This is a genomic window from Streptomyces sp. NPDC046203, from assembly GCF_040646255.1.
GTDB lineage: Bacteria > Actinomycetota > Actinomycetes > Streptomycetales > Streptomycetaceae > Streptomyces.
Window position 1 is genome coordinate 56,317 of sequence record NZ_JBEYZX010000008.1, and the last position, 23,561, is coordinate 79,877.

A 23,561-nucleotide genomic window follows, 5' to 3' on the forward strand; every position below is an offset into this window, starting at 1 on the left:
GGGGGACCCTACAAGATCAGGTGATGTCGTCGTAACCGTTCAGCCGGTGCGACCTCGTGCCGTCCTGCTCTCCGGTGGTCTGCTCGGGCAGCTTCCGCGTCGCGCCCACGGTTTCGACCTCGCCGATCGCCTCGGGGGTGAGGTCCAGCCGGGATGCCTCGTCGTCGTCGAGACCGGCGTCGGGGTTCTTGCGTCCGCGCCGCTTGTCGTTGAGGAGGGCGATGCCGACCGCCGCCAGGTAGAGCAGGGTGATCGGGACGGCCAGGGCGAGCATGCCGAGCGGGTCGGTGGTCGGGGTGATCACGGCACCGAAGATGAACACGCCCATGATCACACCGCGCCACCAGCGGGCCATCCGGCGGCCGCTGAGGATGCCGGTCAGGTTCAGCATCACCAGTACGAGCGGCAGCTCGAAGGCGAGGCCGAAGACGAGCACCATGCGCAGGGTGAAGTCGAGGACGTCACCGAGCGACAGGATGTTGGCTGAGCCCGCGGGCGTGAGGCTGATGAGCACCTGCACGCTGATGGGGAGGATGAGGTACGCGAGGAACGCGCCGGCCGCGAAGAGCGGCACCGCGGCGGTGACGAAGGCGTACGTGTACTTCTTCTCGTGCTTGTGCAGACCGGGCGCGATGAAGGCCCAGAGCTGGTACAGCCAGACGGGGCTCGCCACCACGAGACCCGTCGTGAGGGAGACCTGGATCGTCGTGCTGAACGGCGCCATCAGCGTGTTGAAGGACACGATCGCGCAGTTGCCGCCGTCGCTGGTGACCCCGGGGGCGCACTTGGGCACCGACCTGGTCAGGAACTGCATCAGCTCCTCGCTGTACACGAGGGCAACGGTGGTGACCGCCGCGATGGCCAGGAGGCCCTTCGCCAGGCGGTTGCGAAGCTCACGCAGGTGTTCCACGAGGGGCATGCGGCCCTCGGGGTCCCTCTCCTGCTTGCGGGCGGACTTGAGCAACCCACGTCCTCATCTCGTGCGGCAGCCGCCGCGTGGCACGGCGGCTGCGGCGGGCCGGGTCAGCTCAGCGCTTGGTGGTGTCGGTGGGCTCGGACACGGGACGCGCGCTGGTCACATCGCCGGGCGCGGCCTGGATGGTCCGGGGCGCGGCCTGGTCGGCGGGGGCGGCGTGGGGCGGGTCGGCGGGCGCGCTCTGCTGGTCGTCGGACTTCATCGCCTTGGCCTCGCTCTTGAGGATGCGAGCCGACTTGCCCAGCGAACGGGCCATGTCGGGGAGCTTCTTGGCGCCGAAGAGCAAGATGACCACGACAAGGATCAGAATGATCTCGGTGGGGCCGAGCCTACCCATAGCTGTTTACCTTCTTCACCGAGGCGACATTGAAAGTGCGAGCCCGGCCGGCCGGACGGGCGTCCGGCCACCGCGCTGCATGCGATCGTAACCCGCAGGGGTAAACGGGCGGCAATGACCGTGCATACTCGCGATTGCGCCGCTCACGCGCGCGTGGCGCGCGGCAACCCCGAAGTCAGCGCAGGTTCTCCCCCGTTCGCGCCAGCCGGGTGGCGGCGCGCTCCAGCTCCTCGGATGCCTGGTGGATGCGCTCTGTGGTGCGGGCCACTTGACGGCCGAGCCGCCGGGCCTCCACGAAGACCTTGATACCGAGGACGCCGAGAACGGCGATGCCGAGGAAGCCGAGAGCAACGGCGAGCATGGGCCAGAAGAGCATATGCCGAGCCTAGGGCACATCCTCCGCACCGCCCGGGACGGGTCTTCGCCCTCGGATCAGCGGACCGCGGGCCGGCCCGCGGTGTGCAGACGGAGCGTGCTGACGCCGCCGCCGGTGAGGAGTTCCACGATCCGTTCCCCGGCCGGTTTGCGGACCGCGCTGCCGCACTCGGGGCAGGTGAAGGAGTAGAAGGTGGTACGGCGGCTCGCGCCGATCGCGAGCCGCAGGGCGCTCGCGGAGAGCTCGAAGCGGGAGCGGCAGGCGGGGCAGGCGGCCTTGAAGAGGACCGCGGCGACCGGAGTGACAGGAGCACCCGGAGTGGCTGGAATGGCTGGGGCGATCGGCGCGACCGGGGCCGCCAGGCCGGATATCACGGACATTTCCCTTGACTCTCCCTGCGCTCGGGGCAGGCGCCCGGACGACACCCCTCACGGGGAACGGCGCTCCGCCGATCCGGAACGCCGCCTTCCGATCCGCCGGGCACCCGCCCGGCGCACGGTCCGGCCCCACTCCGGCCGGCCCATCGCTCAGCTCAGCTCAGTTCGGCTCAGCTCTCGTACGCGGCAAGCGCCGCGGCCGCCGCCTCACGCGCGCTGTCGGCCAGCTCCGGCGGGGACACGATCCGCCCGTCGCTGCCGAGCCGCAGTGCGAGCCGTCGCAGCGAGGCGGGCGCGGGGGTCCGCAGGGTGATCCGCAGCCCTCCGTCGGGCAGCTCCTCGGCCGCGTCGTGCGGGTAGTACTCGGCGACCCAGCGGCCACCGGGACCCACCTCGACCACGACCTCGGGGTCCTCGGCGGACGGCTGCACGAGCCCCGCCGACAGATCCCGCAGCTCTATCTCCGGCGGCGCGGCGGTCTCGTCCAGGAGCCGGATCTCGGCGACCCGGTCGAGCCGGAACGTCCGGCGCGCCTCGGAGAGCCGGCACCACGCCTCCATGTACGTGTGCCCGACGGCGAACAGCCGGATCGGGTCCACCTCGCGCTCGGTGAGCTCGTCCCGCGCGGGCGAGTAGTAGCGCAGCCACAGCCGCCGCCGCTCCGAGATCGCCCGGTCGACCTCGGCGAACACCCCGCCCTCCGACTCGAAGGTCACCGAGAGCCGGGAGCTGGCCCCGGCCGCCTCGCCGGCCGCCGCCTCCAGCTTCGCGGTGGCCCGCAGCAGCGCGTCGCGGTCGCCCTCCCGCAGACCGGGCAGGGTCGCCACGGCGCGGGCCGCGACCAGCAGCGCGGTCGCCTCGTCGGCGGCCAGCCGCAGCGGCTCGGCGGCCTCCGCGCCCAGGGCGTTCGGGTTGCGCCACCAGATCCGGTCGCCGTCGGTGTCGATGTCCAGCAGATCGCCGCCCCGGAAGCTGGTGCCGCACATCGGCAGCACGTCCAGGTCCGAGATCAGCTCGTCCTCGGTGATCCCGAAGGCCCGGGCGACGTCGGCGACGTGCGCGCCGGGACGCTCGCGCAGATACGTGACGAGGGAGAGCATCCGCCTCGTCTGGTCGATGGCGTTGACGGCCACGGTCGTTCCTCTTCCCTCAGCCCTTGGCCACGGCGCGCAGCCGCTCCATCACATCGGCCCGCAGGTCGGCCGGTTCCAGTACGACCACGTCGGGGCCGAACTCCACGAGCCAGGCGTCCAGGCCGTGCCCGTAGGGGATCTCCAGCTCGTCCCAGCCGTCCGCGCCCTCGGTCACGGCCGTGGCCTTGGACCGCAGCGGATAGGCGGAGCCGGCCCGCAGCCGGATCCGCGCGGTACGGGTCGCGGTCTCGCCCGCCCAGCTCTCGACGGCCGCGCGCACGGTGACGACGTCGGGCACGGGCGCGGTGAAGGCGCCGGCCCGGGAACGGACCCTGCCGGTGATCCGGGACAGCCGGAACACCCGCTCGGCGCCCCGGTCGCGGTCCCAGCCCGCCAGATACCAGTGGCCTCGCCAGCACTCCAGGGTCCACGGCTCGACCTGCCGGGTCTCGGAGCGGGCCGCGTTGCCCTTGCGGTAGTCGAAGACGACCGGACGGCGGTCGCGGCAGGCCAGCATCAGCGGCTCGAAGGCCGCCTCGTGGACCGGGATACGGGGTTCCAGGGCGCTCGGCCGGTCGTCGTACGCGTCCTCCGCCTCCGGCATCCCGGCGGCGCGCAGTTTCTGCAGGGCGCCGCTCGCCGCGCCGGCCAGCCGGGCCTGCTGCCACACCTTGGCGGCGAGACCGAGTGCGGCGGCCTCCTCGGCGTCGAGGGTGATCGGAGGCAGCCGGTTGGAGTCGCGGCGGGCCAGGTAGCCGGTCTCGCCGTCCAGGTTCTCCACGGTCTCGATGACCAGACCCAGCTCGCGCAGATCGTCCTTGTCGCGCTCGAACATCCGGTTGAAGGCGTCCTCTCCGGACGCGCCTCCGGGTCCCGGACGGAACGCTTCGACATATGCCTCGATGGAGCCGCGGAGCTCGCGCTTGCTGAGCGGCCGGCGGGCACCGAGCAGACACAGCGCCAGGTTCATCAGCCGCTCGGCCTTGGCAATCGCCATCGACGCCCGCACCCTCTTCACCGGTTCGATTCTTCGGAGGTCCGACCGTACCGCCCCGGGGTGTCCAATCAAAAGCCGAGGGCCCCCGCCTGTGCAGGCGGGGGCCCTCGGCCGGTCTCGCGAGGTGATCAGCCCTTGCGGACGGCCACCAGGTCGCACACGAAGATCAGCGTCTCGTTCGGGCCGATCTTGCCGCCCGCGCCGCGCTCGCCGTAGGCGAGGTGCGCCGGGATGATCAGCTGGCGACGGCCGCCGACCTGCATGCCCTGGACACCCTTGTCCCAGCCCTGGATGACCATGCCGACACCCAGCTGGAACTGCAGCGCGCTGCCGCGGTTCCAGGAGGCGTCGAACTCCTCGCCGGAGTCGAAGGACACACCCACGTAGTGGACGTCGACCAGGTCGCCGGCCTCGGCGACCTCGCCGTCGCCCTTCCAGATGTCCTTGATCTCCAGGTCGGCCGGCGCTTCGCCGCCCGGGAAGTCGACCTCGGGCTTCTCGATGTTCACTGCAGTGTGCTCCTCATACGGACGAACCGCGCGGACGATGGCCCGCGCGACCGGGACAGTCTTACATCTTCGTCAGGATGTCCACCGCGAAGACGAGGGTCGAGTTCTTCGGGATGCCCTGCTTCTCCTCGGCCCCGAATGCCTCCGACGGCGGCGCGACGATCAGCACACGGCTGCCGACCTTCTTGCCGACGAGACCGTCCTTGAGCCCCTTCAGGGTCAGCTGGCCCAGCGGGAAGTTGGCGGGCTTGCCCGCGGTGTACGTCGAGTCGAAGACCTTGCCGTCCTTCCACAGGGCGGCCACGTAGTTCACCACGACGGTGTCGGTGGCCTTGACGACCTCGCCCTTGGACTCCAGGACGTAGTTGGAGACCAGCTTGGTCGGCGCGTCCACCTTCGGGACCGTCAGCGAGGGCGCCTTGCCGTCGGTGTTGGTGCCGACCTTCGGCAGGTCCTTGTCGTCCTGGGCGACCTCGGTGCCCTCGGCGGACTTCGGGATGGAGACGGCCTTCAGGATGTCGACCACGAACACCAGGGTGGAGTTCGCCTTGATGCTGCTCTGCTCCTGCGCGCCATAGCCCAGCTCCGGCGGGATGCCGATCACGATGCGGCTGCCGACCTTCTGGCCTTCGAGGCCCTGGTCCCAGCCCTTGATGACCTGGCCGGCGCCCAGCGTCAGCTCGAAGGGCTGCTTCCGGTCGAAGCTGTTGTCGAACGGCTTGGTCGAGTCCCACGTCTGGCCCAGGTAGTTCACCTGGAGAGCGTCACCCTTCTTGGTGACCGGACCCTTGCCCTCGCTGATCACATTGACCTTGAGCGACTTGGGCGGGTCGCCCACACCCTTGGAGAGAGTCGGCTTCTCCCCGAACTTCTCCCCAGCCGTGATGGCGGGAAGCCCGTCCTTCATCGAAGTCGAACCGGAAGCGGAAGCGGAATCGGAGCCCTTGTCCTCGCTGCCGCAGGCCGCTGTGGTGAGCAGCAGCAGCGGGACGACGAGCAGGCCGGCAAGTCGGCGCACTAGTTCCTCAGATCTCAGACGGCACGGTAGTCGCCCCACTCTAGGGGACCACGCTGTGAAGCAGTCGGCCCCGCACGGAAACGTGCGGGGCCGACGGTCCGTCCGAGCCAATCGTCACACCGGTCCCAGGGGGCCGGTGCCGGACCCGGTCTACATCCCGGCGATCAGTTTCTCCACCCGGTCGTCGACCGAGCGGAACGGGTCCTTGCACAACACGGTGCGCTGCGCCTGGTCGTTGAGCTTGAGGTGGACCCAGTCGACGGTGAAGTCCCGGCGCTGCTCCTGCGCGCGCCGGATGAAGTCGCCCCGGAGCCGGGCCCGGGTCGTCTGCGGCGGCACCGACTTCGCCTCGAAGATCTTCACGTCGTCGCAGATCCGAGCCGCCTGACCGTTCTTCTGGAGCAGGTAGTACAGGCCGCGGCGACGGTGGATGTCGTGGTACGCGAGGTCTATCTGGGCGACCCGCGGGTGCGACATCGTCATGTTGTGCTTGGCCCGGTACCGCTCGATGAGCTTGTACTTCATGACCCAGTCGATCTCGGTCTCGACCCGGTCCAGCCGCTCCTGCTCGACCGCGTCGAGCGTGCGGCCCCACAGGTCCAGGACCTGGGCGACCGTACCGCTGCGGATGCCCCGGCGGTCGACGAAGTCGGAGGCCTTCTCGAAGTACTCGCGCTGCACCTCCAGCGCCGACGCCTCCCGCCCGCTGGCGAGCCGCACCTTGCGCTGGCCGGTGATGTCGTGGCTGACCTCGCGGATGGCCCGGATGGGGTTCTCCAGGGTCAGATCGCGCATCACCGTGCCCGCCTCGATCATGCGCAGCACGAGATCGGTGGCACCGACCTTGAGCAGCATGGTCGTCTCGGACATGTTGGAGTCGCCGACGATGACATGGAGCCGGCGGTAGCGCTCGGCGTCCGCGTGCGGCTCGTCGCGGGTGTTGATGATGGGACGTGAACGGGTGGTCGCCGAGCTGACGCCCTCCCAGATGTGCTCGGCGCGCTGCGAGACGCAGAAGACCGCGCCGCGCGGGGTCTGCAGCACCTTTCCCGCACCACAGATCAACTGGCGGGTGACCAGGAACGGAATGAGGATGTCCGCGAGCCGGGAGAACTCCCCGTGCCGGGCCACCAGATAGTTCTCGTGGCAGCCGTAGGAGTTTCCGGCGGAGTCGGTGTTGTTCTTGAAGAGATAGACGTCGCCCGCGATTCCTTCCTCGTGCAGGCGGCGTTCCGCGTCGACGAGAAGTCCTTCCAGAATGCGCTCGCCGGCCTTGTCGTGGGTGACCAGTTCGACCACGTTGTCGCATTCGGGAGTTGCGTATTCCGGATGCGAACCCACGTCCAGGTACAGGCGGGCGCCGTTCCGCAGGAAGACATTGCTGCTGCGGCCCCATGACACGACACGGCGGAAGAGGTACCGCGCCACTTCGTCAGGAGACAGTCGGCGCTGTCCCCTGAACGTGCACGTGACGCCGTACTCGTTCTCCAGCCCGAAAATGCGGCGGTCCATGTCTGAACATTACGCCTGACGGCCTGTGCTGAAACCGGGTTCGACGGCCCCGTTTCGATCGATTCCCGAAGTCCGGGTGTCTTTTCCGCCATGCGCACCGGATACCGGACCGCTTCCGGTGCCCCCGCCGACGGCGTGTCGCACCGGGGCGGCTTCCCCGAGCACCCGGCCGGTGGCCAGCAGCACCAGGAAGGCCACGAACCCGCCGACGCCGGCCACCGCGAAACCGGCGGGAGTCCCCGCCAGCTCCACCACGGGCCCGGCGACCGCCGAACCGAGCGCCGAGCCGACCGTGAAGGTGGTGACCAGCCACGAGAACGCCTCGGTGACCGTGCCGGCGGGCGCGTGCCGGTCGACCACGATGAACGCGCAGGCGATGGAGGGCGCCAGGAACACCCCCGCAAGAGCCACCAGGGCCGTCATCGGGACGGGTCCGGGCACCAGCACCAGCGGCAGGTAGCCCACCGCGAGCAGCAGCACCAGCACCCGGAGGCGCCGCTCCGGAGCACCCGCCCACTGCCGCGCCCCGTACACCACGCCGCCGATCAGCGCGCCGAGCCCGAGCGCCGCCATCAGCCAGCCGTAGACCGCGTCGTTGCCCAGATCGTCGGCGTAGGCCACGGCGGCCACCGTGATGGAACCGAGCGCCAGCCCCACGAAGAAGAACGAGCCGAGCAGCGCCAGCAGACCGCGCGACCGCAGCGCCCCGAGCCAGTGCGCCTCGCGGGGCTCCGAGCGCCAGGCCCGCGACGGCGGCGAGACCACCACCGACAGGGCACCGAGCACACCGAGCACGTTGATGACGAGCAGCGCGGCGGCCGGCGACCAGAACGCCACCAGCAGGGTCAGCAGCAGCGGCCCGGCGGTGAACATGACCTCCTGGGCGACGGCGTCCAGGGCGTAGGCCCGGTGCACCTGGTCCGCCCGGCCCAGCACGCTCGGCCACAGCGCCCGCAGCCCGCCTTCGAGCGGCGGGGTGAACAGACCGGCGACCAGGACGGCGGCGTACGCGAGGAACAGATTGCCGATGCCCGCCATGGCCAGCACGGCCATGCCGAGCGCGGACAGGATCGCGGCGGGCAGCTGGACCCGGGGCTGGCCCTTGACGTCGACGGCCCGGCCCAGGAGCGGCTGCCCGACGGCGGTGGCCAGGCCGTACACGGCGATCAGCCCGCCCGCGAGGCTGTAGCTGCCGCCCTCGGCGCGGGTGAACACCGTGAGGGCCACCGGCCCCGTACCGCTCGGGAGCCGGCCCACCAGGGTGCCGGTGAGCAGGCGCGTGGCATGGGGCGCGCGCAGGATCTCCAAGTAGCCGCCGGCCGGGGCCTCGGTGGGCATGTCGTCTCCCTCCCGGGGCTTCGACCCGAGGTTTTACGTATAACGTCAAGAGGTCATACGTACCATGACCGCACCACGCCGGTCCACCCCCGCGCGTGACGACGCATCAGCACACAGCGCCGCGGAGGTACCCGTGCACAGCCCCGAGACTCCCGGCGGCCACCGCCCCACCAGCCGTGACGTCGCCCGCGCCGCCGGTGTCTCCCAGGCCACCGTCTCCCTCGTCCTCGGCGACAAGTGGCGCGGCCGGGTCTCCGAGCGCACCGCCGGCACCGTCCGCGAGGCCGCCGCGGACCTCGGCTACCGTCCCAATCTCGCCGCCCGCAACCTCCGCCTCGGCCGCACCCGCACCGCCCTCCTCGTCGTCCCCGCCCTCACCAACGAGTTCTTCGCCCGCGTCTACACGGGCGCCGCCACTGTCGCCGCCCGCCACGGCTTCGGCGTCGTCCTCTACCCCTCCCCCGCCGGCATCGGCCCGGCCCGGGATCCCTTCGCCTCCGCCCGCGCCGCCCTCGACGGCGTCATCGCCTCCTCCATGGCCACCGAGGCCCTCAAGGCCTTCGCCGGCACCGACCTGCCCCTCGTCATGCTGGACAGCGATCCCACGGGCCCCGGCGCCGCCGCCCACGTCAACCTCGACATCGCCGACGGCATGCGCCAGGTCACCGGCCACCTCCTCGGACTCGGCCACCGGCGCTTCCTCCACCTCGCCTCGGCCGTCCCCTCCTGGACCTTCGACGTCCGCGCCGCCGCCCTCGCCGAAGCCCTCCGCGGCACCGACGTCACCACCGTCCGCGCCCCCCTCGACGTCCAGGGCGCCCGCGCCGTCGCCGAACACGCCCTGACCCGCCCCGGCCCCCGCCCCACGGCCGTCGTCTGCGACGACGACATCCTGGCGGCCGGCGCCTGCAAGGCCGCCCGCCGCCTCGGACTGCGCGTCCCCGAGGACCTCTCCGTCACCGGCTTCGACGACCTCGCCCTCGCCACCGCCCTCGAACCCGAACTCACCACCGTCGGCCTCCCGGCCGAGCACATCGGCGAACGCGGCATGGCCGCCCTCCTCGCCGTCCTCGACGGCCGCGCCCCCGAGCCGGGCGACCTCCCCGTCACCCTGGTCCCCCGCGCCTCCTCCGGCCCGGCGCCGGGCGCCTGACCCGGACACGACGAAGGACCCGGGTACGCAAGGAAGCCCCGGGTACGACAAAGGGCCCCGGAGCCGTATCCCTACGACTCCGGGGCCCCGCCACTCCCGTACCGACTACTCCTCGGCGGCCTCGTCCGACGGATCGTCGGTCCGCGTCACCGCCGCGTCGTCCGCGTCCAGCAGACGCTTCAGCTGACGCCCCACGATCCGCTTGAACTTCCGCTGCTGCGGCCGCGTCCGGTCCAGCACCGCCACCTCCAGCCGCTCCGCGGGGATCTCCCGCTCGCCGCCGTTGGTGTCCCGCGACAGCGCCTGCACCGCCAGCTTCAGCGCCTCCGCCAGCGACATGCCGTCACGGTGCCGCTGGTCGAGGAAGGAGCTGATCTGCTCCGCGTTGCCGCCGACCGCCACCGAACCGTGCTCGTCGACGATCGATCCGTCGTGCGGCAGCCGGTAGATCTGGTCGCCCTCCGGCTCCGCGCCGACCTCGGCGACGACCAGCTCCACCTCGTACGGCTTCTCGCCCGCACTGGAGAAGATCGTGCCCAGCGTCTGCGCGTAGACGTTGGCCAGACCCCGCGCCGTGACGTCGTCACGGTCGTAGGTGTAGCCGCGCAGATCCGCGTAGCGCACACCGCCGATCCGCAGGTTCTCGTACTCGTTGTACTTGCCGGCCGCGGCGAAGCCGATGCGGTCGTAGATCTCGCTGAACTTGTGCAGCGCGCGGGACGGGTTCTCGCCGACGAACACGATGCCGTCGGCGTACTGGAGGACGACGAGACTGCGGCCCCGGGCGATGCCCTTGCGGGCGTACTCCGCCCGGTCCGCCATGGCCTGCTGGGGTGAGACATAGAACGGCGTGGACACCGGCTACCGTCCCTTTCTTCCGGTCCGAAAGGCTTCTATGAGGTCGACGAGCGGTCAGAGCAGGGCGGCGCGCGGCCCGTCGGGCTGCTCCAGACGCCGCTCGGTGACGGACCGGGCCAGTGCGGAGGACTCCTCCTCCGTGAGCCTGCGGAAGCCCTCCTCGGTGATGACGGTGACGATCGGGAAGATCCGGCGTGCCAGATCCGGACCGCCCGTCGCCGAGTCGTCGTCCGCCGCGTCGTACAGCGCCTGAACGACCAGCGTGGTGGCCTGCTCCTCGGTCAGGTCCTCCCGGTAGAGCTTCTTCATCGACCCGCGCGCGAAGATCGAGCCCGAGCCGGTGGCGGCGTACCCGTGCTCCTCGGAGCGGCCGCCGGTGACGTCGTAGGAGAAGATCCGGCCCTTCTCCCGGCCCTCGTCCCAGCCCGCGAAGAGCGGGACGACGGCGAGGCCCTGCATCGCCATGCCGAGGTTGCCGCGGATCATGGTGGACAGGCGGTTGGCCTTGCCCTCCAGGGAGAGCGTGGTGCCCTCGACCTTCTCGAAGTGCTCCAGCTCCAGCTGGAACAGTTTGACCATCTCCACGGCGAGGCCGGCGGTGCCGGCGATGCCGACCGCGGAGTACTCGTCGGCGGGGAACACCTTCTCGATGTCCCGCTGCGCGATCATGTTCCCCATCGTCGCCCGCCGGTCACCGGCGAGCACCACGCCCCCGGGGAACGTCACGGCGACGATGGTGGTGCCGTGCGGCGCCTGGACGATCCCCTCGGGCAGCTGCCGGTTGCCCGGGAGCAGCTGGGGCGAGTGATCGGCGAGGAAGTCCATGAAGGAGGACGAGCCCGGTGTCAGGAAGGCAGCGGGTAGACGTCCGGTGCTCAGGTTGTTTGCTTCCACGCGTTGCCCTCCAGGTATGCGATGGCGCGACGAAGGACGTCGGGATCGTCTCCCAACTTTCCGATGGCCGAATGACAGTTGAAGCACAGTACGCCACGGACCCTACCCGTCTCGTGGCGGTGATCCACATGTACGGCCGGTACCTTTCGGCGGATGAGCGGGAGACCGCCCGGAGAGGCGATCGTCCCGCCCCGCTCCGCCTCGGGTGATGCCATGGGCACGCTTGAGGTGCTCCGGTCAAGATTTGACCGCTTGAGGGCGAAGGATGCGCGCGGCTTCTTCTCGCTTTGCCGCGCGCATCGCTTCGGACCTCGAATTTCGAGCACGACCTCCGACATTCGCCTTCGATCCGAAGGCTACTGGCCGCCCTTTTGAACAAATGACCGCACGAAGTCCTCGGCGTTCTCTTCGAGTACATCGTCGATCTCGTCGAGGACGGAGTCCACGTCGTCGCTCAGTTTTTCCTGGCGTTCCTTGAGGTCGGAACTCGCCTCCGTGGTGGTCTCCTCGACCTCCTCGGTGGAACGCGTCGCCTTCTGCTGTCCGCCGCCGGTGTCCTTGGTCGCCATTTCCTCACCCCGCTCGAATCGGCCCGCTCGGTTGGGTCTACGAGATCCGACCCTACAAGCCGGGACTGACATCGGCCCCGCAGTTTCTGCAACGTCCGGGCACTGATGTCATGTTTCCCAGTGCCCGGCCATTTCAGGCTCCGCCGTTGCCGGAAAGGACCCGCACCAGTTCCTCGGCGGTCCTGCACCGGTCCAGAAGTTCCTTCACATGGTCACGCGTACCCCGGAGGGGTTCCAGGGTCGGCACCCGTTGGAGGGAGTCGCGCCCCGGGAGGTCGAAGATCACCGAGTCCCAGGAGGCGGCGGCCACGTCGTCCGCGTACTGCTCCAGGCAGCGGCCGCGGAAGTAGGCCCGGGTGTCCTCCGGGGGGTTCGTCTCGGCCCGCTCCACCGTCGGCTCGTCCAGCAGGCGCTTCATCCGGCCGCGGGCCACCAGACGGTTGTACAGGCCCTTCTCGGGCCGTACGTCCGCGTACTGGAGGTCGACGAGGTGCAGCCGGGCCGCGTCCCAGTCCAGGCTGTCGCGGCGCCGGTAGCCCTCCATCAGCTCCCGCTTGGCGACCCAGTCCAGTTCGCCGGCCAGGCTCATCGGGTCGTTCTCCAGCCGGTTGAGGGTGTCCTCCCAGCGGCTGAGGACGTCCTTGGTCTGCTCGTCGGCGTCGGTTCCGTAGCGCTCGTCGACGTACTTCCTGGCCAGCTCGAAGTACTCCATCTGGAGCTGCACCGCGGTGAGTGTCCGGCCGCTGCGCAGGGTGACGAGGTACTGGAGGCTCGGGTCGTGGGAGACCTGGTGAAGGGTGCGCACCGGCTGGTCGACGGCGAGGTCGACGGTGATGAAGGCGTCCTCGATCATCGACAGGACGAGCGAGGTGGTGCCGAGCTTGAGATAGGTCGAGATCTCGGAGAGGTTGGCGTCCCCGATGATCACGTGCAGGCGCCGGTACTTCTCGGCGTCGGCGTGCGGCTCGTCGCGGGTGTTGATGATGGGGCGCTTGAGAGTGGTCTCCAGGCCGACCTCGACCTCGAAGTAGTCGGCGCGCTGGCTGAGCTGGAAGCCGTGCTCGCGGCCTTCCTGGCCGATGCCGACCCGGCCGGCGCCGGTGACGACCTGGCGGGAGACGAAGAAGGGCGTCAGGTGGCGCACGATGTCCGAGAACGGGGTCTCCCGTTTCATCAGGTAGTTCTCGTGCGTGCCGTAGGACGCGCCCTTGTTGTCGGTGTTGTTCTTGTAGAGGTGGATGGGCTGGGCGCCGGGGAGCTGGGCGGCCCGTTCGGCGGCCTCGGCCATGATCCGCTCGCCGGCCTTGTCCCACAGGACGGCGTCGCGGGGGTTGGTGACCTCGGGGGCGCTGTACTCGGGGTGGGCGTGGTCCACGTAGAGCCGGGCGCCGTTGGTCAGGATGACGTTGGCGAGGCCGATGTCCTCGTCGGTGAGCTGGCTGGAGTCGGCGGCCTCGCGGGCGAGGTCGAAGCCGCGGGCGTCCCGCAGCGGGTTCTCTTCCTCGAAGTCCCAGCGGGCGCGCCGCGCCCGGTGCATCGCCGCCGCGTAGGCGTTGACGATCTGGGACGAGGTGAGCATGGCATTGGCGTTGGGGTGCCCGGGGACGGAGATCCCGTACTCCGTCTCGATGCCCATTACTCGCCGTACGGTCATGCGACCCTCCTTGCCCGGCGCCGCTCCCCGCACCGTGCGTGTCGCGGCGGTACACCCACGAGCCTAGAGCGGTCGTGCGTGTACGGGGAGATCAAAACGAATCGGTGAGTGGAAAGCGACGGCTGCGGATGCCCGTTTCCGGACATCCGCAGCCGGTGCGCGTCGCTACAGGTACTGACCGGTGTTGGCCACCGTGTCGATGGAGCGGCCGGTGTCCGCGCCCTGCTTTCCGGTGACGAGGGTGCGGATGAAGACGATCCGCTCGCCCTTCTTGCCGGAGATCCGGGCCCAGTCGTCGGGGTTGGTGGTGTTGGGCAGGTCCTCGTTCTCCTTGAACTCGTCCACGCATGCCTGGAGGAGGTGGGAGACGCGGATGCCCTTCTGGTCGTGGTCGAGGAAGGCCTTGATGGCCATCTTCTTGGCCCGGTCGACGATGTTCTGGATCATCGCGCCGGAGTTGAAGTCCTTGAAGTAGAGGACTTCCTTGTCACCGTTGGCGTAGGTGACCTCGAGGAAGCGGTTCTCCTCGGATTCGGCGTACATCTGCTCGACCACGGACTGGATCATTCCGTGGGCGGCGGCTTCCCGCGATCCGCCGTGTTCGGCGAGGTCGTCCGCGTGGAGCGGGAGGGAGGCCGTGAGGTACTTGGCGAAGATGTCCTTGGCGGCTTCCGCGTCCGGGCGCTCGATCTTGATCTTGACGTCGAGCCGGCCGGGCCGGAGGATCGCCGGGTCGATCATGTCCTCGCGGTTGGAGGCGCCGATGACGATGACGTTCTCCAGGCCCTCCACACCGTCGATCTCGGCGAGCAGCTGGGGGACGATGGTGTTCTCCACGTCCGAGCTGACACCGGATCCGCGGGTGCGGAAGAGGGATTCCATCTCGTCGAAGAAGACGATGACGGGGGTGCCCTCGCTCGCCTTCTCACGGGCCCGCTGGAAGACGAGCCGGATGTGCCGCTCGGTCTCGCCGACGTACTTGTTGAGAAGTTCGGGGCCCTTGATGTTGAGGAAGTAGGACTTCCCGGCGGGCTGGCCGGTGACCTCGGCGACCTTCTTGGCAAGGGAGTTGGCGACGGCCTTGGCGATGAGCGTCTTGCCGCAGCCGGGCGGTCCGTAGAGCAGGATGCCCTTCGGGGGCCGCAGTTCGTGTTCCTTGAAGAGGTCCGGGTAGAGGTACGGGAGCTCGACGGCGTCCCGGATCAGTTCGATCTGGTTGCCCAGGCCGCCGATCTTGTCGTAGTCGACGTCGGGGACCTCTTCGAGGACGAGTTCTTCGACCTCGCTCTTGGGGACCACCTCGTAGACGTATCCGGACCTGGGTTCCAGGAGGAGTGCGTCGCCCGGGCGGATGGTGATGTCCAGCAGGGGTTCGGCGAGCCGGACCACCCGCTCTTCGTCGGTGTGTCCGATGACCAGGGCGCGTTCGCCGTCCTCGAGGATCTCCTTGAGGGTGACGATGTCGCCGGCGCGCTCGAAGGCCATGGCCTCGACCACGTTGAGCGCCTCGTTGAGCATGAGTTCCTGGCCCCGCTTGAGCTGGTCGAGCTCGACGCTGGGGCTGACGTTCACCCGGAGCTTGCGGCCCCCGGTGAAGATGTCGCACGTGCCGTCCTCGTTGGCCTGCAGGAAGACACCGAAGCCGGCCGGCGGCTGCGCGAGCCGGTCGACCTCCTCCTTGAGGGCCACGATCTGGTCGCGGGCCTCACGGAGCGTACTGGCGAGCCGCTCGTTCTGCGCGGACACGCCGGCCAGGTTCGTCTGCAGCTCGACGATCCGCTCCTCGAGAATCCTCGTGTGACGCGGAGAGTCGGCGAGCTTGCGGCGCAGGACGGCGATTTCCTGCTCGAGATAGGCGATCTGACCGGCGGGGTCGTCAGAGCCCCGGCCCGGCCGGATGCCGCGGTTGATGTCGTCGTCGTGGGCTGCCACGGTCCTCACCTCCTCCAAGGGGAGCTGGACGCTTCCTGACCCTACCTGGGTGGGTGATGATTGAAACCCCTAGATCACAAAGACTCCGAGGTGTGTCCGATCTTCACCCTTGCGCTTCCCCTCACGCCAGGGGGATACCCACCACCGCGCCTCGCCAAAGCGCGCGGCGGTATCGTCATGGGTGGTCAACACCCGTCAGGGTTGGCCCGACTTGTCCAGGCGAGAAAGAAACGGCAGGAGAGATGAGCGTGCAGCAGGAGGTCCAGGCGACGGGCGCCGGTGAGGCGCTGGAGGTCTGGATCGACCAGGACCTGTGTACCGGGGACGGGATCTGCGCGCAGTACGCCCCCGAGGTCTTCGAGCTCGACATCGACGGGCTCGCGTATGTGAAGAGCGCGGACGACGAGCTGCTCCAGGAGCCGGGAGCGACGACGCGGGTGCCGTTGCCGCTGCTCCAGGACGTGGTGGACTCCGTGAAGGAATGCCCGGGCGAGTGCATTCATGTGCGGCGGTCCGCCGACGGTGTCGAGGTGTACGGTCCCGACGCGGACTGACGTATTCCGGGGCTCCGGTCATGGGCCGCGGGGCCGGTCGGGCCTCGCGGCCCTCTTTGTTCCGCGAGGCCCGAACGGCCCCGCGGTCTTCTGTTTCCGCGGGCCGGGTCAGGACTCGCGGTCTTCCGTTTACGCGGGCCGGGTCAGGACTCGCGGTCTTCCGTTTACGAGGTTCAGGCCTCGCGGTCCGCTGTTCCCGAGGTGCGCAGGAAGGCTCCGCCGTGCCAGCGCCAGGTGACGTGGTCGGTCAGGTCGGGGCAGCAGCCGGGGACGTCGGGCGAGGAGTAGCCGAGCAGGGTCGCGTGGACGGCTCGGCCGCGGATCGCGAAGTCGGTGACGCTGCGGTTCTCGGAGGGTTCGAGGAGCGTGGCCACGACCCGGGCGGCGGATGACGCACCGTCCTTGCCGTGGGTGAGGACGTAGATGCCGCTGGGCGGGGTGCCGGAGCCGGCGTCGCAGCGGACGACGGCGATCGTCTCGGGGTCGCCGTCGCCGTCAAGGTCTCCGGTGACCCGCTTGACGATCTTGGTGGGGAGTCCGCCGCATTCCAGGGGGTAGTGGGCCGTGGCGGCGTCGGGCGCGGGCCGGGGGGCCGGCGGGGCGCCGGTGGCCTTGGCCGGGCCGGGCTGGAGCAGCCCGGCGAGGACGACGACTCCGGCCATCGCGGTGGCGGTGGCCAGCCAGTGCACCGGCCGGGCGCGGGTGTGCGCCAGGTCCGTGACGGCGGGGGTCTGCACGCGAGAAGTCTCCTGTGAGGGTGGTACGGGAGGAGTTCGCCCGGCTCCCGGGCCCGTCGGTGCCGGTGGGGCGCCGGGGAGGCGGGGAGCCTGTGGAACGGCATCGTGCCACACGTCACAGGTGGGTGGAACAGCCGGGGTGGGCCGTGGGCGTACGGCGGGTGCGCTGGGCTTCGTACGGGCTCGGGTGGTGTCGAAGGACGGCCTGAATACGACGGTGCCGCCGTCGACTTCCGGCCTGTGGGGCGGGAAGTCGGCGGCGGCACCGGTGCGTTGTGGGAGGGGTCAGCCCTTGTTGGGGCCTTCGTAGTCCTCGCCGTAGGCGCCCTTGGCGGGGCGGCGGCGGCGCATCGGGGGCTCCACGCCGTCCGCGAGGCGGCGGGCGGTGACGAGGAAGCCGGTGTGACCGATCATCCGGTGGTCCGGGCGGACGGCCAGGCCCTCGACGTGCCAGTTGCGGATCATGGATTCCCAGGGCTGCGGTTCGGCGTAGCAGCCGAACTCGCGGATGGATTCCACGGTGCGCGCGAGCTGCGTGGTGGTGGCCACGTAGCAGCAGAGGATGCCGCCGGGGACGAGCGCCTTGGAGACGGCCTCCAGGCACTCCCAGGGGGCGAGCATGTCGAGGATGACGCGGTCGACGTCGGTGTCGGACAGGTTGTCCTGGAGGTCGCCGACGGTCAGCTGCCACGCGGGGTGCGGGCCGCCGAAGTAGCGCTCGACGTTGCCCTTGGCGATCTCGGCGAAGTCCTCGCGGCGCTCGTAGGAGTGCAGCATGCCGCTGTCGCCGATGGCGCGCAGCAGGAAGGAGCTCAGCGAGCCGGAGCCCACACCGGCCTCGACGACACGGGCGCCGGGGAAGATGTCGGCGAAGGCCAGGATCTGCCCCGCGTCCTTGGGGTAGACCACGGCGGCGCCGCGGGGCATGGACAGGACGTAGTCGGGGAGCAGGGGGCGCAGCGCGAGGTAGGCGACGTTTCCCGTGGTTCGGACAACACTGCCCTCGGGAGCACCGATCAGCTCGTCATGGGGGAAGGAACCCTTGTGGGTGTGGAAATTCTTCCCGGCTTCGAGCGTGAAGGTGTAGTGGCGTCCCTTGGGGTCGGTGAGCTGGACCTGGTCCCCGACCTTGAAGGGCCCGCGACGGCGGGCGGCACCGGTCGGTTCGGACATGTGAGCAGCTTATCAAGGGCCCGACACCCCCTTCGCCGGGCGCGGGCCCCACTCCGGAGACACAGCGAGTGCGGGCTTGGCATATGCCGCCACGTCTGGTTGCGGGCCCACCCATCCGTTGCGAACCGGTGCGGGCCCACCCCTGGAGGAACCGTGAGTACGGGCCCCTGATCCCCGTGAGTGCGGGCCGCGCACCTGACGAGGCCAGAACTACCGGGCTGGCCTCTACGGCCGAGTGAGCCGAAGGGGTGCGTCGGGGGAACAGTGCCGAACGCGCACAGGCCCGCGAGGAACGAGTGGGCCGAGCACGATCGGTGCTGCGAGTCCGACTCCAGCACCCCGTGGGGGTCCCCCCGCCGAAGGTAGGGGGAGAAGGAGGCACAAAAAAGGCCAACGTTGCCCAATCACACATGCGCCCAGGCTTGCCGCCTCGCGAACGTGCGGGCCCAACCCCAGCGCCGCACCTACCCGCGGGCCCAGCCCCAGCCGCCTCGCTTCACGTACAACCCCCGCCACCGCACGTCTCACGCCCGTGCGGGCCAGACACCAGCCGCCGCGCTTACGTGCGGGCCAGACGCCTGCCGTCTCGTACCCCTCGTACCGCCCCCAAGGAGCCACAAGAAATCAAAAATGCAGCTCAGCCAGTGGGCCGCGCCATCGCCTTCACGAACGCCTTCTCCACATCCGCCGTCGACATGACGCCGTAGATCTCGCCGCCTTCCTCGACCACCAGGTATTCGGTGGCGGGGCTGGCGCGGAGGTGGTCGAGGAGGGGCTGGCCGGTGAGGTCGGCGGGGACCTTCATGCCGTCGGTGAGGTCCTGGGAGAGGGCGCTGACGGCGACCCAGGGGCGGCGGTGCTGGGGGATGCCGGCGATGGCGGTCTCGCGGACGATGCCGGTGGGGGCGCCGTGGCCGTCGACGACGACGAGGGCGCGGGCGCCGGCTTCGTTGGCGCGGCGGAGGGCTTCGGAGAGGGGGGTGGCGGATTCGACGGGGATGGCGCGCCGGGTGAGAGTGCGGGCGCGGAGTTCGGGGAGGTGTTCGCGCAGCCGGGCCATGCGGAGGCTGTTGCCGGCGCCGGTCCAGATGATCGCGGCGAGGATCGCGGCGAGGAGGGCGTCGGTGACGGTGGTGAAGCCGGAGATGTCCTCGGTGTTGTTGCCGGCGATGCCGCTGCGGGTGAGCAGGGGCAGTCCGACGAGGACGGCGAGGGCGAGGGCGCGGCCGACCCAGGCGGCGGCGACGGTGCCGCTCATGGCGCTGCCGGTGATCTTCCAGACGACGGCGCGGAGCATGCGGCCGCCGTCGAGGGGGAGGCCGGGCAGCAGGTTGAAGACGGCCACGATGAGGTTGGAGATCATGAGTCCGCCGAGCAGGACGCCGGGGACGGTGCCGGGTTCGACGGTGTAGAGCGTCAGGTAGAAGATTCCGGCGAGGACGAGGGAGAGCAGGGGGCCGACGAAGGCGAGGACGAATTCGCGGCCGGGGCTCTCGGTTTCCTTGTCGATCTCGGAGACGCCGCCGAAGAACTGGAGCTGGATGCGGCGGACGGGGAGTTTGTAGCGGAGGGCGACGAGGGTGTGGGCGAGTTCGTGGACGAGTACGGAGGCGTAGAACGCGATCGCGAAGAAGAGGGAGACGAGGTAGCGGGCGGCGCCGAGCTCGGGCAGGACGCGTTCGATCTGGTCGCCGAAGACCCAGGTGATGAGGGCGGCGACCAGGAACCAGCTGGGTGCGACGTAGACGGGCACGCCGAAGGGCCGGCCCATGAGGATGCCGCCGCCCGGCTCCTCGGTCCGCTGCGGCTTGGACTCGTCCTGGTTCACGGGTTCCCTTCGTCGCCGAGCTGTTCGGCCCGCGTCGTGTGGCACGGTCGCGTGTCGGTTGTCGCGGGCCTTCGCCCGGGCTTTGCCGGTCTTTTCGATCATGCGGTGTGACGGGGTCCTGAGTCGATGGTATTCCGCTCGCTGTCAGTGGCGGGTCGTAGGGTCTGTGTCATGAGTACGAGCGAGCAGCGGCCGGAGCCGGCCGTGGTGTCCGGTGCGGCGCCGGGGCCCCGGCCGCCCATGTCGTTGTCCCCGTCGCGGGCGGGCGATTTCATGCAGTGTCCGTTGTTGTACCGGTTCCGGGTGATCGACCGGCTGCCGGAGAAGCCGAGTGCGGCGGCGACTCGGGGGACGCTGGTGCACGCGGTTCTGGAGCGGCTTTTCGACGCGCCGGCGGTGGAGCGGACGGCGCCTCGGGCGAAGTCGCTGGTGCCGGGGCAGTGGGACCGGTTGCTGGAGTCGCGTCCGGAGCTGGCGGAGCTGTTCGCGGAGGATCCGGCGGGCGAGCGGCTGGCGGAGTGGCTGACGCAGGCGGAGGCGCTGGTCGAGCGGTGGTTCACGCTGGAGGATCCGACGCGGCTGGAGCCGGCGGAGCGTGAGCTGTTCGTGGAGACGGAGCTGGCGTCGGGGCTGCGGCTGCGCGGGGTGATCGACCGGGTCGACGTGGCGCCGACGGGTGAGGTGCGGATCGTCGACTACAAGACGGGCAAGGCGCCTCGGCCGGAGTACCGCGAGGGCGCGCTGTTCCAGATGAAGTTCTACGCGCTGGTGGTGTGGCGGCTGAAGAACGTGGTGCCGCGCCGGTTGCAGCTGGTGTATCTGGGCAGCGGGGATGTGCTGACGTACGACCCGGTGGAGGCGGATCTGCTGCGGGTGGAGCGGAAGCTGCTGGCGCTGTGGGAGGCGATCGAGCTGGCGACGCGTACGGGTGAGTGGCGGCCTCGGCCGACGAAGCTGTGCGGCTGGTGTGATCATCAGGCGGTGTGTCCGGAGTTCGGTGGGACTCCCCCGGTGTATCCGCTGCCGGTGGTGGGTGCCCGCCCGCCGGAGTCGGACGAGCCGGGTCAGGGCAGAATGGACGCGATTTCGCCTGCCCCCTGAGGTTCCGAGGAGTTGCCCGTGGCTATCCGCGTCCTACTGGTCGACGACCAGCCGCTGCTGCGTACCGGTTTCCGGATGATTCTGGAAGCGGAGCAGGACATCGCGGTGGTCGGCGAGGCCGGTGACGGTCTGCAGGCTCTGGATCAGGTGCGGGCGCTGCAGCCCGATGTGGTGCTGATGGACATCCGGATGCCTCGGATGGACGGGGTGGAGGCCACCCGGCAGATCACCGGTCCGGGCCGGGACGGTCCGGCGAAGGTGCTGGTGCTGACCACGTTCGATCTGGACGAGTACGTGGTGGAGGCGCTGAAGGCGGGGGCGAGCGGCTTTCTGCTGAAGGACGCGCCGGCGACGGAGCTGGTGCAGGCGATCCGGGTGGTGGCGGCGGGCGAGGCGATGCTGGCGCCGTCGATCACCCGGCGGCTGCTCGACAAGTACTCGGCGCATCTGCCGTCGGGCGAGGAGCAGGTGCCGGACGCGCTGAACACGCTGACCGACCGCGAGGTCGAGGTGCTGAAGCTGGTGGCGCGCGGGTTGTCGAACGCGGAGATCGCGGCGGATCTGTTCGTCAGCGAGACGACGGTGAAGACGCATGTGGGTCATGTGCTGACGAAGCTGAGCCTGCGGGACCGGGTGCAGGCGGCGGTGTACGCGTACGAGAGCGGTCTGGTGCGTCCGGGGGCGCAGTGACGCGGCCGGACCCGACCGGGCGTGACCGAACCTGACCGGACGTAACGCATGGCCGGTCAGGGATGACCTGAGCTGATCATGCCTGCGGATGATCGTGACCGCGGATGATCGCAAGAGGTACGGGCGAGGGCCCGGCGCATGGGGTACGCGCCGAGCCCTCGCCCGTTGTCATGGAGGGCCGGTGTCATGGAGGGCCGGACGGGGTCGGCCCGCCTTCGCCCTCCCGGGATCAGCCCGCCTTGATCTCCCAGAAGCGGAAGACGGCGTTGGCGTCGAGGGTCCATTCGAGGCCGGTGACGACGTCGCGGGCGACGGCGTACTGCTTGCCCTGCCACAGCGGCAGGAGGGGGACCTCGTCGGCGACGACGTCCTGGATGCGGCCGAAGTCGGCGGAGGCGGCGCCCCGGTCGGCGACGGCGGCGGTCTTCGGGAGCAGGCCGGTGACGGTCTTGTTCCGGTAGCTGCTGCCGGTGACGTTGTCCTCGCCGAAGAAGGGGGTGGTGAAGTTGTCGGCGTCGGCGTAGTCGGGGACCCAGCCCTTGACGTAGACGCCGTACTTGCCGGCCGCTATGTCCTTCTCGTACTGGTCGAACTCGACGGACTCGACGTCGGCGTCGAACAGACCGCTGGCGTTGAGCTGCCGGGCGATCGCCTTCAGTTCCTGGTCGGTGGCCGGGCCGTAGCGACTGGGGGTGGACCAGAGGGTGAGCCTGACCTTGTCGGTGATGCCGGCGGAGCGCAGGGCCTTCTCGGCCTTGGCGCGGTCGGGGCTGCCGTAGGTGTCGTAGAAGGCGGTGTTGTGGCCCGCGATGCCCGCCGGGACGATCGAGTAGAGCGGGGTGGCGGTCGACTTGTAGACGTTCTGGACGAGCGCCTCGCGGTCGACGAGGTGGGCGATGGCCTGGCGGACGCCGAGCTTGCCGGTGACCGGGTCGTCCATGTTGAAGACGAGGTGCTGGACCTCGGCGCTGCTGCCCTGGACGACTTCGAGGCTCTGGTCGGAGCCGGTGGCGTTCTCGAGGCTGACGATGTCGTCGTCGGACAGTCCTCGGTAGGCGACGTCGAGGTCGCCGCCGGTCAGGGCCTTGGCGAGGGCCTTGCGGTCGCCTCGGTAGAGCTTGAGGGTGATGTGCTCGTTCTTGCGCTTGAACGTGCCGTGGTAGTCGGGGTTGGCGGAGAAGACGGCCGCGGTCTCGCCGTAGGAGTCGAGCTTGTACGGGCCGGAGCCGACGGCCTTGCCGTCGGTGCGCAGTCCGTCGGCGGGGTACTCGCGGTGGTCGACGATGGAGCCGGCGCCGGAGGCGATCTTGCTGGGGAAGGTGGCGTCGGGGACCTTGAGACGGAAGACGACCGTGCGGGCGTCGGGGGTCTCGATGGTGTCGATGGTCGCCAGGAGCGGGGCCGGGCCGGCCGGGTCGTCGATCTTGAGGGCGCGCTCGAAGGAGAACTTGACGTCCTCGGCGGTAAGCGGGTTGCCGTTGGAGAACTTCAGGCCGCCGCGGAGGGTGCAGGTGTAGACGGTGCTGCCGGCCGAGAAGCCGCACCGCTCGGCGGCCTCGGGGGCGGGCTGGGTACCGCCGTTCGGGAAGGCGACAAGGGTCTGGAAGACGTTGTTGAACAGGATCCAGGAGCCGGGGTCGTAACCCGCGGCAGGGTCGATGGACAGGATCTCGTCCGACATGCCGATGCGCACGGTGTCCGCGGAGCCTCGGGAGTCACCGCCCGGCTCGGAGCCACAGCCACTGAGCAGGGCGGCCGCCAGGCCCGCGGCGAGCGGGGCGGTCAGCCACTTGTTGGGTGCCTTCACAGAACTTGCCTCTTGATCTCTTGCCAGGCCGGCCGCGC

Annotated in this window: 24 protein-coding genes; 4 read left to right on the top strand and 20 right to left on the bottom strand. The window is 69.9% G+C overall.

The annotated features are described in order from the left end of the window. Positions 1-16 precede the first annotated feature (16 nt). From tatC to ABZ990_RS09320, 10 genes are all read right to left on the bottom strand, one after another. Positions 17-964: a twin-arginine translocase subunit TatC gene (gene tatC / locus ABZ990_RS09275; protein ID WP_361227704.1), complete on the bottom strand. Its 948-nt coding sequence runs from the start codon at positions 962-964 to the stop codon at positions 17-19. A gap of 64 nt (positions 965-1,028) precedes the next feature. Then, complete coding sequence (gene tatA / locus ABZ990_RS09280; RefSeq protein ID WP_361227707.1) at positions 1,029-1,313, bottom strand: Sec-independent protein translocase subunit TatA; 285 nt, start codon at positions 1,311-1,313, stop codon at positions 1,029-1,031. A 175-nt stretch (positions 1,314-1,488) separates the two neighbouring features. After that, positions 1,489-1,689 carry a hypothetical protein gene (locus tag ABZ990_RS09285; protein ID WP_361227710.1) on the bottom strand — a complete coding sequence of 67 codons (201 nt, stop codon included), beginning with the start codon at positions 1,687-1,689 and terminating at the stop codon, positions 1,489-1,491. Positions 1,690-1,745: 56 nt separating this feature from the next. Beyond that, positions 1,746-2,069 carry a hypothetical protein gene (locus tag ABZ990_RS09290; protein WP_361227713.1) on the bottom strand — a complete coding sequence of 108 codons (324 nt, stop codon included), beginning with the start codon at positions 2,067-2,069 and terminating at the stop codon, positions 1,746-1,748. A 167-nt stretch (positions 2,070-2,236) separates the two neighbouring features. Further along, positions 2,237-3,199, bottom strand: a complete 963-nt coding sequence (locus tag ABZ990_RS09295) for a WYL domain-containing protein (protein ID WP_361227716.1) — start codon at positions 3,197-3,199, stop codon at positions 2,237-2,239. 16 nt (positions 3,200-3,215) lie between these two features. Next, positions 3,216-4,196, bottom strand: coding sequence for a WYL domain-containing protein (locus ABZ990_RS09300; RefSeq protein ID WP_361227720.1), 981 nt, complete (start codon positions 4,194-4,196; stop codon positions 3,216-3,218). A gap of 128 nt (positions 4,197-4,324) precedes the next feature. Beyond that, positions 4,325-4,705, bottom strand: coding sequence for an FKBP-type peptidyl-prolyl cis-trans isomerase (locus ABZ990_RS09305; RefSeq protein WP_361227722.1), 381 nt, complete (start codon positions 4,703-4,705; stop codon positions 4,325-4,327). Positions 4,706-4,766: 61 nt separating this feature from the next. Next, complete coding sequence (locus tag ABZ990_RS09310) at positions 4,767-5,723, bottom strand: FKBP-type peptidyl-prolyl cis-trans isomerase (protein ID WP_361227724.1); 957 nt, start codon at positions 5,721-5,723, stop codon at positions 4,767-4,769. 150 nt (positions 5,724-5,873) lie between these two features. Then, complete coding sequence (gene pafA / locus ABZ990_RS09315) at positions 5,874-7,235, bottom strand: Pup--protein ligase (protein ID WP_361227727.1); 1,362 nt, start codon at positions 7,233-7,235, stop codon at positions 5,874-5,876. Between the two features lie 9 nt (positions 7,236-7,244). After that, on the bottom strand, positions 7,245-8,573 hold the full coding sequence (locus tag ABZ990_RS09320; RefSeq protein ID WP_361227730.1) for an MFS transporter: 1,329 nt from the start codon (positions 8,571-8,573) through the stop codon (positions 7,245-7,247). Between the two features lie 133 nt (positions 8,574-8,706). Here ABZ990_RS09320 and ABZ990_RS09325 point away from each other — a divergent pair, with 133 nt between their 5' ends. Next, positions 8,707-9,726 (top strand): LacI family DNA-binding transcriptional regulator, encoded by a 1,020-nt coding sequence (locus ABZ990_RS09325; protein WP_361227733.1) that lies wholly within the window; start codon positions 8,707-8,709, stop codon positions 9,724-9,726. Between the two features lie 105 nt (positions 9,727-9,831). Here the strand turns inward: ABZ990_RS09325 and prcA are convergent, their stop codons facing one another. The 6 genes from prcA to arc form a co-directional block, all read right to left on the bottom strand. Beyond that, complete coding sequence (gene prcA, locus ABZ990_RS09330) at positions 9,832-10,584, bottom strand: proteasome subunit alpha (RefSeq protein ID WP_361227736.1); 753 nt, start codon at positions 10,582-10,584, stop codon at positions 9,832-9,834. A gap of 54 nt (positions 10,585-10,638) precedes the next feature. Then, positions 10,639-11,478, bottom strand: coding sequence for a proteasome subunit beta (prcB, locus tag ABZ990_RS09335; RefSeq protein ID WP_361227739.1), 840 nt, complete (start codon positions 11,476-11,478; stop codon positions 10,639-10,641). Continuing rightward, the gene (locus ABZ990_RS09340; protein WP_361227742.1) at positions 11,460-11,816 is read right to left on the bottom strand and encodes an endonuclease VII domain-containing protein; all 357 of its coding nucleotides are present in this window, start codon (positions 11,814-11,816) and stop codon (positions 11,460-11,462) included. The genes prcB and ABZ990_RS09340 overlap by 19 nt, the downstream gene beginning before the upstream one ends. A gap of 18 nt (positions 11,817-11,834) precedes the next feature. Next, on the bottom strand, positions 11,835-12,047 hold the full coding sequence (locus ABZ990_RS09345) for a ubiquitin-like protein Pup (protein WP_030494396.1): 213 nt from the start codon (positions 12,045-12,047) through the stop codon (positions 11,835-11,837). 133 nt (positions 12,048-12,180) lie between these two features. After that, entirely contained in the window at positions 12,181-13,701 is a 1,521-nt protein-coding gene (dop, locus tag ABZ990_RS09350; protein WP_361227745.1) for a depupylase/deamidase Dop, read from the bottom strand. A 165-nt stretch (positions 13,702-13,866) separates the two neighbouring features. Then, complete coding sequence (gene arc / locus ABZ990_RS09355; protein WP_361227748.1) at positions 13,867-15,633, bottom strand: proteasome ATPase; 1,767 nt, start codon at positions 15,631-15,633, stop codon at positions 13,867-13,869. A gap of 242 nt (positions 15,634-15,875) precedes the next feature. On the opposite strand from arc, the gene ABZ990_RS09360 reads away from it, so the two are divergent. Beyond that, entirely contained in the window at positions 15,876-16,187 is a 312-nt protein-coding gene (locus ABZ990_RS09360) for a ferredoxin (protein ID WP_361227751.1), read from the top strand. 173 nt (positions 16,188-16,360) lie between these two features. Here the strand turns inward: ABZ990_RS09360 and ABZ990_RS09365 are convergent, their stop codons facing one another. The 3 genes from ABZ990_RS09365 to ABZ990_RS09375 all read right to left on the bottom strand — a co-directional run bounded on the left by ABZ990_RS09365 (position 16,361) and on the right by ABZ990_RS09375 (position 19,868). Beyond that, complete coding sequence (locus ABZ990_RS09365; protein WP_361227754.1) at positions 16,361-16,924, bottom strand: hypothetical protein; 564 nt, start codon at positions 16,922-16,924, stop codon at positions 16,361-16,363. Between the two features lie 285 nt (positions 16,925-17,209). Continuing rightward, a complete protein-coding gene (locus ABZ990_RS09370; protein ID WP_019884997.1) occupies positions 17,210-18,097 on the bottom strand; it encodes a tRNA (adenine-N1)-methyltransferase in 888 nt (295 codons plus the stop codon). Positions 18,098-18,734: 637 nt separating this feature from the next. Then, positions 18,735-19,868, bottom strand: coding sequence for a site-2 protease family protein (locus ABZ990_RS09375; RefSeq protein WP_361228116.1), 1,134 nt, complete (start codon positions 19,866-19,868; stop codon positions 18,735-18,737). A gap of 228 nt (positions 19,869-20,096) precedes the next feature. On the opposite strand from ABZ990_RS09375, the gene ABZ990_RS09380 reads away from it, so the two are divergent. Both ABZ990_RS09380 and ABZ990_RS09385 read left to right on the top strand, forming a co-directional pair. Then, positions 20,097-21,026 carry a RecB family exonuclease gene (locus ABZ990_RS09380; protein WP_361227758.1) on the top strand — a complete coding sequence of 310 codons (930 nt, stop codon included), beginning with the start codon at positions 20,097-20,099 and terminating at the stop codon, positions 21,024-21,026. Positions 21,027-21,044: 18 nt separating this feature from the next. Beyond that, positions 21,045-21,716 carry a response regulator transcription factor gene (locus ABZ990_RS09385; RefSeq protein WP_361227761.1) on the top strand — a complete coding sequence of 224 codons (672 nt, stop codon included), beginning with the start codon at positions 21,045-21,047 and terminating at the stop codon, positions 21,714-21,716. A 229-nt stretch (positions 21,717-21,945) separates the two neighbouring features. Here ABZ990_RS09385 and ABZ990_RS09390 read toward each other — a convergent pair whose 3' ends face one another. Further along, entirely contained in the window at positions 21,946-23,523 is a 1,578-nt protein-coding gene (locus ABZ990_RS09390; RefSeq protein ID WP_361227764.1) for an ABC transporter substrate-binding protein, read from the bottom strand. Positions 23,524-23,561 lie beyond the last annotated feature (38 nt).

Excerpts from the sequence above, each read along its gene's own strand:
- ABZ990_RS09285 (WP_361227710.1), bottom strand. The coding sequence starts at position 1,689 with ATGCTCTTCTGGCCCATGCTCGCCGTTGCTCTCGGCTTCCTCGGCATC.
- ABZ990_RS09380 (WP_361227758.1), top strand. The coding sequence starts at position 20,097 with ATGAGTACGAGCGAGCAGCGGCCGGAGCCGGCCGTGGTGTCCGGTGCG.
- ABZ990_RS09300 (WP_361227720.1), bottom strand. The coding sequence starts at position 4,196 with ATGGCGATTGCCAAGGCCGAGCGGCTGATGAACCTGGCGCTGTGTCTG.
- ABZ990_RS09370 (WP_019884997.1), bottom strand. The coding sequence starts at position 18,097 with ATGTCCGAACCGACCGGTGCCGCCCGCCGTCGCGGGCCCTTCAAGGTC.
- ABZ990_RS09345 (WP_030494396.1), bottom strand. The coding sequence starts at position 12,047 with ATGGCGACCAAGGACACCGGCGGCGGACAGCAGAAGGCGACGCGTTCC.
- ABZ990_RS09290 (WP_361227713.1), bottom strand. The coding sequence starts at position 2,069 with ATGTCCGTGATATCCGGCCTGGCGGCCCCGGTCGCGCCGATCGCCCCA.
- ABZ990_RS09340 (WP_361227742.1), bottom strand. The coding sequence starts at position 11,816 with ATGTCGGAGGTCGTGCTCGAAATTCGAGGTCCGAAGCGATGCGCGCGG.
- dop (WP_361227745.1), bottom strand. The coding sequence starts at position 13,701 with ATGACCGTACGGCGAGTAATGGGCATCGAGACGGAGTACGGGATCTCC.
- tatA (WP_361227707.1), bottom strand. The coding sequence starts at position 1,313 with ATGGGTAGGCTCGGCCCCACCGAGATCATTCTGATCCTTGTCGTGGTC.
- ABZ990_RS09320 (WP_361227730.1), bottom strand. The coding sequence starts at position 8,573 with ATGCCCACCGAGGCCCCGGCCGGCGGCTACTTGGAGATCCTGCGCGCG.
- ABZ990_RS09375 (WP_361228116.1), bottom strand. The coding sequence starts at position 19,868 with ATGGGCCGGCCCTTCGGCGTGCCCGTCTACGTCGCACCCAGCTGGTTC.
- pafA (WP_361227727.1), bottom strand. The coding sequence starts at position 7,235 with ATGGACCGCCGCATTTTCGGGCTGGAGAACGAGTACGGCGTCACGTGC.
- ABZ990_RS09360 (WP_361227751.1), top strand. The coding sequence starts at position 15,876 with ATGAGCGTGCAGCAGGAGGTCCAGGCGACGGGCGCCGGTGAGGCGCTG.